This is a genomic window from Rudaea sp. (genome assembly GCF_036383415.1).
Taxonomy (GTDB): domain Bacteria; phylum Pseudomonadota; class Gammaproteobacteria; order Xanthomonadales; family Rhodanobacteraceae; genus Rudaea.
This window is the reverse complement of the sequence record NZ_DASVOK010000110.1, coordinates 1-8357: the sequence shown is the minus strand read 5'-3', so window position 1 is coordinate 8357 and position 8357 is coordinate 1. Positions and strand designations below refer to the sequence as shown.

The window sequence follows — 8357 nt, the reverse complement described above, 5'->3', positions numbered from 1 at the left end:
AGCAGGCCGCTTCCGCTATTCTTGCGCCCCCTTGAAGGCGCCATCGCCGCCTTCGGCGGTTGCGGGGAGTCGGCTCGGCGATGGAGCCACTACCTTGGCGTCGATGTCAGACCGGCAAGGTTCTCAGCGGTTTTCGGAAGCGGTTTCCCGCTGCTTCCTACGAAGTGGGCAGTTAGCTCAGCGGTAGAGCATCACCTTGACATGGTGGGGGTCACAGGTTCGATCCCTGTACTGCCCACCACTTCGTAATCACTCAGCGTCACGCAATACCTCTGAAACCGCGCTCTGACGCGGTTTTTTCTTGTCCGTATATCACGGAGACCACTTCAACTTCCCTTGAGTAGCGCAATTTGTCGGTAACGTTGACGGTAACAGGCTCCTACCGCCAAACCTGTAACCGGAGCCGGCGCGCTCGACGGCGAGCAGTTGACCTCGGCTGAAAGTATTTTCGACTCGACGTGTCAGGCGAGCGCCCCCTTTTACGTCTGCGATGAGACGACCATAACTTGGGGGCTCGTCTTGTCTTACGGTTCTAACGAAGCAAGCGCTTCGATCTTCGCCTTCTATCGCGACGACCAGCCCGACAGCCGCGGTCGGCGACTGGCCGATATCCTCGAGCGCAACGACGAGTGGCTCGAACACACGCACGATTATGTGCCATTCGTCTTCCCGCTACCCGAGCCGAGCGGATCAAACCGGGATGCGCCGCCGCTCGACAACGAAACGATCGCCGCATTCCGAGCCAGTGAGGTGATGCGTGATCGACTGCGGAGCGCGTATTTGCGCATGCTGCGCTTCTACGGCTTGCGCGAGCGCACATGGCATGTTGAGAAGGGCGAGAACTGGGACGACCGCAAAGCCAAATGGGCGACGGTACCGATGCATTACAACATACGCATCACGCGCATTCTGCGAAGCATGTGTTTGCTCGGACTTCGCTCGGAGGCCGAGGCGTTCAAAGGCTGCCTGATACGGCTCGCACAGTTGGACAGGCACTGCGACTTTGACAAGCGAGCGCTCGCAAACTGGCACGAGGCGACAGCAGAAGTGTAGCTAGCGCACTATCCACCGAGTTGCTTCATTTGGGCACGGGAATCGCAGAACCAGCGCTCCAGTCGACCGGAAGAACTTCAAAGTTCAGGAGAACGACCGGTTTGCCCGTTTCGTTTTTCGCCGTATGGCTCACATCGCCACTTTCGAAGAAGCAATCGCCTTGTCTATAGATGGTGGTGCGATCTGGCTGGATGTAAGTGAGTTCGCCCGCCGTCACGCAGCGAACACCTGGCCCAGCGTGATGATGAGGACCAATGAACCCGCCAGGGGCATAGGTGACCTCAGAGGCGCGGAGCTTGTATTTGCCATTTAGTCCGCTGAGGTGGCCTGCAACCGTAGCTTCAATCTTTGTCTTCGAAGCCTGTCCTTGTTTTTCGACGCGAGCAGGCGGCTCGGCCGCAACGGTTGCGCTAAGGGTGACCGCAACTAAGATAGACACAAGTTTGAAGGTCATTTCATGCCTCCCGAAAGGTGCACAACGCCTGGACTAAGCGGCTGCCGTCGCGATGCTTGTCATCCTACACCACGCCACAGGCACGACGACGCGCGAACTCGCGAGCCCCTACACCGAGAGCCGGTGCTCATAGTACGGCCACTCCCGATCGTCCAGGATCGCGTACAGCGCAGCCAGGTTCGCCGGCAAGGCGACTCAGTGTCACGGCGTTGCGGTGGCCGGCCATGTTGAATGCGAGCGCGAGAAACCGGTTGATCTCTTCGGCGGCCCAGCGGCCTCGAGCGAACTCGCAACGCGTCCAGATGGCCACACCTGCATCATCGTTGGGCACGGTTTTTCTTGCCCGCAAATCGAAAAAAGAGCCCGAGTCACGAGCCCACTCCGCACGGCGATCTCAACCGTTGCCGGCGGATGCTCCTTCGCCGCGGCCGATATCGGCCACCTTGTCGACGAGCATGGACGCCTCCAGCTTTGCGATCGGCAGCGCCGCGAACAGGGACACGCGGTTTTTGAGATAACGAAAAGCGGTGGCGAACGCGGCGAGCTTTTCGATGTGCGTGCCCGTCGCGGCGGCGGGGTCTTCGATGCCCCAATGCGCCTTGATCGGGTGCCCCGGCCATATCGGGCAAACTTCGCCCGCGGCGTTATCGCACACGGTGATGATGAAATCCATTTTCGGCGCGTCGGGCTGCTCGAATTCATCCCAACTCTTCGAACGCAAGCCCTCGACCGGGTAGCCCATCTTGCGCAGCGTCTCGATGGCCAAGGGGTTCACTTCTCCCTTGGGCTGGCTGCCGGCGGAGAATGCGCGGAAATGCTCCGTCCCGTCCTTGGCCAGGATGCTTTCGGCAAGGATGGAACGGGCGGAGTTGCCCGTGCAAAGAAACAGAACATTGAAGATGCGATCGCTCATGATAGTGATCCTGTCGTGGGGCACTCGTCTTCCTTACTACTCGCCGTCGCCGCGGAATTCCGCTTCAACGTCGCCATGACGAACGATGTCGCCGCCGCTTGTGCCGCGATGAAGCCCGGCACATCCGGCCAGCGAATGCCGGCAAAGGTGTCGGTCAGGGAACGGGCCATCGTGACGGCGGGATTGGCGAACGAAGTGGATGCGGTGAACCAATACGCCGCCGTGATGTAGCAGGCCACGAGGGCGGGCACCGATTTTGTGTTTGTCCTCAGGCCCAGCAGAATGGTCGCGAGCAACCCGATCGTCGCAACCGCTTCGCTTGTCCATTGCCCCGTTCCGGTCCGAACCTTGGCGCCGGCCTGGAGAATGGGCAAGTCGAACATGGCATGAGCCAGCCACACGCCGAGAACTGCGCCCATGATTTGTACGGCGACGTATGCAGCAAGATCGCCTTTCGATAACTCGCCGCGCCAGCAGAACAAGCAGGAAACCGCCGGGTTGAAATGGGCCCCGGAAATCGGTGCAAGCGTCGAGATCAGCACGAACAAGCCCGCGCCCGTCGACAGCGAATTGGCGAGCAGGGCCACGGCTGCATTGCCCATGGCCAAGCGTTCGCCCATGATCCCGGAGCCGACCTCGATGGCCAGCAGCGCGGCCGTGCCGGCGAGTTCGGCGACAAGAGCGGGACAGCGCGTCATTTGCAGCAGGCTGCCGCGGGTTGCGGTTGCACCTCCGGCGCGCAACAGGCGGCGGTGCTCTTCCTCGTTCCATCGTCGTCGCCGTAGATCGGAATTTCCCCGAGTGAATGGAATGTTTCCCAGGCCACTCCCTGCGGGTCGGTAATCCAGTACTTGTCGGATTGCGCGTAGCAGCATTGCGCCCCCATCTCTTCGACCAGCCCGCGATCCGCGCGCTGAAGCTGGCTGCGCATGGCATCCAGTTCATCCTTGGATTCGACCTGCATGCCGAGATGGTTGACGCCAAAATTCCCCGCACGCCGGGATATCGCGAAGTTGATGCGCGGATCATCGAGCATCCACTTGGCGTAGTCAGGTTTGCGCACGCTCGGTGCCACGCCGAACAAGGTCGAATAAAAACCGATGCTTTGGTCGAGGTCGGAAACGGCAACGTGGACATGGAAGCGCTTCATGCGGGAGTCCTCTTTCGAATCGTTTTCGCGGAAGACGTGGATGGCGAGCAGACCGGGCCGCACAATTCGGGTTTCCCGCCGCAGCAGTTCTCGGTCAGGTAACCGATCAGATCGCTTACCGTGCCGAAGTTGGCGGCATAGCGGATGAAGCGCCCTTCCTGCCGGCTGTCGAGCAACGCGGCCCGCGTCAATTCCTTGAGATGAAAAGACAGCGTGGCCGCCGGCAGGTCGAGCGCATCAGCGATGGAACCCACGGTCGAACCCGCAGGTCCTGCTTCCACAAGGTAGCGAAAAATCGCCAGGCGGCTTTCCTGGGCAAGTGCAGCCAGTGCGGCAATGGCCATTTCTGTTTTCATATTTCCAATAATATCGAAATATTGTGTTCCGTCAAGCGAACCAGATCGAAACCGCCATGGGTTCCGGCGGACGAGCCTTCGACCAGTTGCGCGCGCTATGCCTCGACCATCGCGAATTGCAGGGTCGACGGCTACGTAGGGACTGACCGACCCGACGCGGCCAACCCAGTTGTCGGAGCGTGATCCGTTTTCCCGGTTTTTCGCGTCCTGCTACGCGATTGCAATCCGGGGAAATACCGTCATGAAGTCCGTTCGCCAGCATCGTCCGTACGCTCACCACAAATCGTTCATTCCCGCACCGGCTCTGACCGTGCTTCTCGCCGTCTTTGCCCTACCCGCCGCGGCGAACAACTTCACCGTCACCACCGGCACCGACGGTTCGCAGCAGGTCGGCAACACGGCGACCTGCGTCGAGGTCGACAACACGAATACGCCGACCGGCAACGGCTGCAGCCTGCGCGCAGCGATCATGGTCGGCAACAACATCACCGGGCCGCACACGATCACCTTCAGTCCGGCGGTGACGACGGTAGCCGTGGTCAACGGCGCCATGGCGCAATTGCGTGCGCAATACACGGTCACCGGCGCGTTCCCACTGCGCACCGCGATCAACGGCAATGGCCACGGCTGCCTCGACCTGACCGACTCGGGCACCGTGCAGGCCTCGCCGTCGATCCAGAACGGCAAGGGCGCCACCGGCTCGACGATCAGCAACCTCGTGATCGGCAACTGCAGCGGCGCGGGCATCAGCGCGAACGGGCACGGCTACACGTTCAACAACAACTACATCGGCGTGGATCCGACCGGACTGGTCGCCTGGCCGAACAGCGGCAACGGCATCTGGCTGTCCGCGTCGATCGCGTACGACGACCAGTTCGTCGATACCCAGGCGTTGAGCAACCTCAACCTGCCGCTGCTGCCGGTCAGCGCCGTCGACATCAGCAATTTCTCCACCGGCCTCGCCGGCGTGCTGGTCAACCTGCAGCCGAACACGATCAAGGACAACGTCATCTCGGGCAATACGCTCAACGGCATCGAGCTGTTCAGCAAGACCCTGGCCGCGACGCTGATGTCGAACAACATGATCGGCACCAACTCGACCGGCACGCTTGCGATCGCGAACGGAAACAATGGCGTGTACCTCGTCGGCAGCACCTTCGGCAACCTGATCGGCCCGAACAACGTGATCGCCGGCAACACCCAGAACGGCATCCAGGTCGACGCCGGCGCGGTCTACCTGCCGAACTTCATCATGGGCAACCGCATCGGCGTGTCCAACGTCAACGGCGCGCATGTCGGCAACCTGCAGAGCGGAATTTACGTCAACACTCAGCCTTCGTCCGACCCGGCCTACTTCAACCCGAGCCTGACCGGGCTCGTCATCGGCCCGCTCAACGTGATCGCCGACAACCAGGGCACGAACAACGCGCTCAACCTCGACGACCAGAACGACACGCAGGGCGGCATCCTCATCACCGGCGCGAGCACGGGCATCAAGGTGCTCGGCAACACGATCGGCATCGCCGAGTTCCCGGCCGGCACGCCGCTCGCGTCGAAGGCATACGCCAACCTCGGCGACGGCATCATCGTCACCACCTCGGGCAATCAGATCGGCGGCAGCGCCTCGACCTCCGGCAACATCGTCGCGGCCAACGCGCGCCACGGCATCGTCGTGCGCGGCAGCGCGACGACCGGCAACAGCTTCGTCGGCAACTCGGTCGGCGTGCATCCGAGCCTCGGCGGCAACCTCGCGCTCGGCAACGGCGTCGACGGCTTCCACATCGACAACGCCAGTTCGACCACGATCGGCGGCAGCGGCTCCAGCGATTTCAACACAATCGCCGCGAACGGCCGCAATGGCGTCAAGATCGTCAACGGCGGCACGAACAACGGCTGGGGCAATCTGCTCCAGCGCAACCACATCTACCACAACGCGGTCGCCATGGCCGGCGTCGGCATCGATCTCGACCGCGCGCAGAATGCGAGCAATCCGCTCATTACCCTGCCGCCCGAAATTCCGGCGAACTACACCAACCTCGATCAGGCGCAACCAGTTATCTGCACCGGCCCGGGTGACACGGGCGCATGCGCGGGTTCGGCTGCACCCATATCGAACGGCAGCTCGGTGACGCTGCAATGGACCATCACCACGCACGGTCCCAGTGCCAGCCTGCGCATGGAATTCTTCGCCCTCGACAAGGCCGACGCGAACACTGCGGGACAATTCGCCTGGTTCGATGAACAGACCGTCATCACCGATGCGAACGGCAAACCCACCGGTGCCAATTGCTCGAACGGACGCTGCAGCATGACGCTCACGGGCGCGCTCAGCGGCGCGTATCTGGCGATGACCGCGACCGATATCACCAACCTCACCAACGTGCCTGGCGCGCCCGGCGATTGGAAGGCCGGGCTCAAGTGCTTCGTCGGCAAGTTCGGCGACCCGACCGGCATCATCTCTGCCTGTCCGGCCAACAACACCTCCGAATTCTCCAACGTCGCCAGCGTGCCGGCGATCGCACCCAGCGCGGTCACCCAGGCGGCGACCAATATCAGCGCGACTGGCGCGACGTTCCACGGCCTCGTCAACGACAACGGCGCGTCGACGACGGTGTCGTTCGAGTACGGCACCAGCACGAGCTACGGCAGCACGATCGCGGCGACGCCGGGCACCGTTGCCGCCGGCGCCGGCAACACGCTGGTGTCCGCGGCTCCGGCAGGTCTCACCTGCGGCACGACCTACCATTTCCGCGTCGACGCGAACAACGGCGTCGGCGGCACGGTCAACGGCAACGACATGAGCCTCATGACCTCGGCCTGTCCCGCGCAGGCGCCGACCGCCACGACGACCGCAGCGACCGCGATCACTGCAAGCGGTGCCCAGCTCAACGGCACCGTCAACGACAATGGCGCGACCACCGCGATCAGCTTCGAGTACGGCCCGGACACGAACTACGGCACGCTGGTCACCGCCGTTCCCGCTTCGCTGCCTGCGGGCTCGGGCAGCACCGCCATTTCCGGCACCGCCAGCGGGCTGACCTGCAATGCGACCTATCATTTCCGCATCAAGGCGAGCAACGGCATCGGCGGCATCGTCTTCGGCAACGACATGAGCTTCGCGACCTCGGCTTGCCCCGCGCAGCCGCCGACCGTAACGACGACGGCCGCGACAAACATCACCGCGACGACGGCGACGATCAACGGCATGGTCAGCGCGAACGGCGCGTCGACCGGCGTGGACTTCGTCTACGGCAAGACCACCGCCTACGGCTTCAGCGTCAACGCAAACGCTCCGAATCCGCTACCCGCCAACGCGAGCAACGCAGCGGTGAGCGGAAACATTTCCGGCCTCGCCTGCGGCACGCTCTACCACTTCCGCGTCGAGGCGCTCAACGGCGTCAGCGGCACGCAGCTCGGCAACGACCTGACCTTCACCACGCTTGCCTGTCCCGCGCCCGACGCAGTCACGCTCGCCGCGACCAATGTGACGACCAGTTCGATCACGTTCAACGGCAACGTCAACGCGAACGGCAACGACGCCACCGTGGTCTTCGACTATGGCCCGACCTCGAGCTATGGCAGCAGCGTCGCGGCCACGCCGGGCACGGTGCTCGCCAATGCCGGCGCAACGGCCGTGTCGGCGACGATCGCAGCAGCCTGCAACACGACCGTGCATTTCCGCGTGCGCGCGACCAACGTGATCAACACGACGAACGGCGGCGACCTCAGCGCAACCTTGGGCGCCTGCGGCGCGACGCCGCCGACCGTGTCGACGAGCGCGGCGAGCAACATCACCGCGACGGGCGCAACGCTCAACGGCAGCGGCAACGCGAACGGCTACACCACGACGGTCACGTGGGAATACGGCACGACCACGAACTACGGCCAGACCGCACCCGGCGTTCCCAGCCCGCTTTCGGGCTCGTCCAGCACGGCGGTCACGGCCAACCTCAGCGGCCTGACCTGCGCCACGACGTATCACTTCCGCCTCGACGGCAGCAACGCCGGCGGCAACGTCAACACGGCCGACAACACATTCACCACATCGGCCTGCCCGGCCGGCGCGCCGACTGCTGCGACCAATGCGGCCAGCGCGATCACGGCCACTTCGGCCACGCTCAACGGCACGGTCAGTGCGAACGGCGCGGTCACCACTGTAACCTTCGATTACGGCGGAACCACGTCGTACGGCACAGCCGTCGTGGCCGCGCAGAGCCCGCTCACCACGACCGCGAGCAATGCGCCGGTTTCGTACGCGGTCAGCAGCCTGAGCTGCGGCCAGACCTACCATTTCCGCGTCGTCGCCGACAACGTCAACGGCGGCCCGGTCTACGGCGGCGACCAGTCGTTCACGACCGCGGCCTGTGCCGTGCAGCCGCCGGCCGCGACGACGAATGCGGCGACGGCAATCACTACCACCTCGGCCACGCT

7 protein-coding genes and 1 tRNA gene are annotated in these 8357 nt (G+C 63.3%); 3 read left to right on the top strand and 5 right to left on the bottom strand.

Features of this window, described 5'->3' with window-relative positions; translation table 11 throughout:
* Positions 1-166 precede the first annotated feature (166 nt).
* Both VF497_RS04135 and VF497_RS04130 read left to right on the top strand, forming a co-directional pair.
* A tRNA-Val gene (locus tag VF497_RS04135) sits at positions 167-241 on the top strand.
* Positions 242-426: 185 nt separating this feature from the next.
* The gene (locus tag VF497_RS04130; protein ID WP_330886374.1) at positions 427-1053 is read left to right on the top strand and encodes an opioid growth factor receptor-related protein; all 627 of its coding nucleotides are present in this window, start codon (positions 427-429) and stop codon (positions 1051-1053) included.
* Positions 1054-1078: 25 nt separating this feature from the next.
* Here the strand turns inward: VF497_RS04130 and VF497_RS04125 are convergent, their stop codons facing one another.
* The 5 genes from VF497_RS04125 to VF497_RS04105 form a co-directional block, all read right to left on the bottom strand.
* On the bottom strand, positions 1079-1507 hold the full coding sequence (locus VF497_RS04125) for a cupin domain-containing protein (protein ID WP_330886373.1): 429 nt from the start codon (positions 1505-1507) through the stop codon (positions 1079-1081).
* A gap of 394 nt (positions 1508-1901) precedes the next feature.
* Positions 1902-2420 (bottom strand): arsenate reductase ArsC, encoded by a 519-nt coding sequence (locus VF497_RS04120; protein WP_330886372.1) that lies wholly within the window; start codon positions 2418-2420, stop codon positions 1902-1904.
* Positions 2417-3118 (bottom strand): MIP/aquaporin family protein, encoded by a 702-nt coding sequence (locus VF497_RS04115; protein ID WP_330886371.1) that lies wholly within the window; start codon positions 3116-3118, stop codon positions 2417-2419. Before VF497_RS04115 ends, VF497_RS04120 begins: the two co-directional genes overlap by 4 nt.
* The gene (locus VF497_RS04110; protein ID WP_414706837.1) at positions 3115-3570 is read right to left on the bottom strand and encodes an ArsI/CadI family heavy metal resistance metalloenzyme; all 456 of its coding nucleotides are present in this window, start codon (positions 3568-3570) and stop codon (positions 3115-3117) included. The genes VF497_RS04115 and VF497_RS04110 overlap by 4 nt, the downstream gene beginning before the upstream one ends.
* Positions 3567-3926 (bottom strand): metalloregulator ArsR/SmtB family transcription factor, encoded by a 360-nt coding sequence (locus VF497_RS04105; protein ID WP_330886369.1) that lies wholly within the window; start codon positions 3924-3926, stop codon positions 3567-3569. The genes VF497_RS04110 and VF497_RS04105 overlap by 4 nt, the downstream gene beginning before the upstream one ends.
* A gap of 241 nt (positions 3927-4167) precedes the next feature.
* Between VF497_RS04105 and VF497_RS04100 the strand changes: the two genes are divergently transcribed.
* On the top strand, positions 4168-8357 hold a 4190-nt coding region (locus VF497_RS04100; RefSeq protein ID WP_330886368.1), incomplete at its 3' end, for a hypothetical protein.

Bases quoted from the DNA above. Each gene is read 5' to 3' on its own strand.
- VF497_RS04125 (WP_330886373.1), bottom strand. From the start codon at position 1,507: ATGACCTTCAAACTTGTGTCTATCTTAGTTGCGGTCACCCTTAGCGCA.
- VF497_RS04120 (WP_330886372.1), bottom strand. From the start codon at position 2,420: ATGAGCGATCGCATCTTCAATGTTCTGTTTCTTTGCACGGGCAACTCC.
- VF497_RS04115 (WP_330886371.1), bottom strand. From the start codon at position 3,118: ATGACGCGCTGTCCCGCTCTTGTCGCCGAACTCGCCGGCACGGCCGCG.
- VF497_RS04110 (WP_414706837.1), bottom strand. From the start codon at position 3,570: ATGAAGCGCTTCCATGTCCACGTTGCCGTTTCCGACCTCGACCAAAGC.
- VF497_RS04105 (WP_330886369.1), bottom strand. From the start codon at position 3,926: ATGAAAACAGAAATGGCCATTGCCGCACTGGCTGCACTTGCCCAGGAA.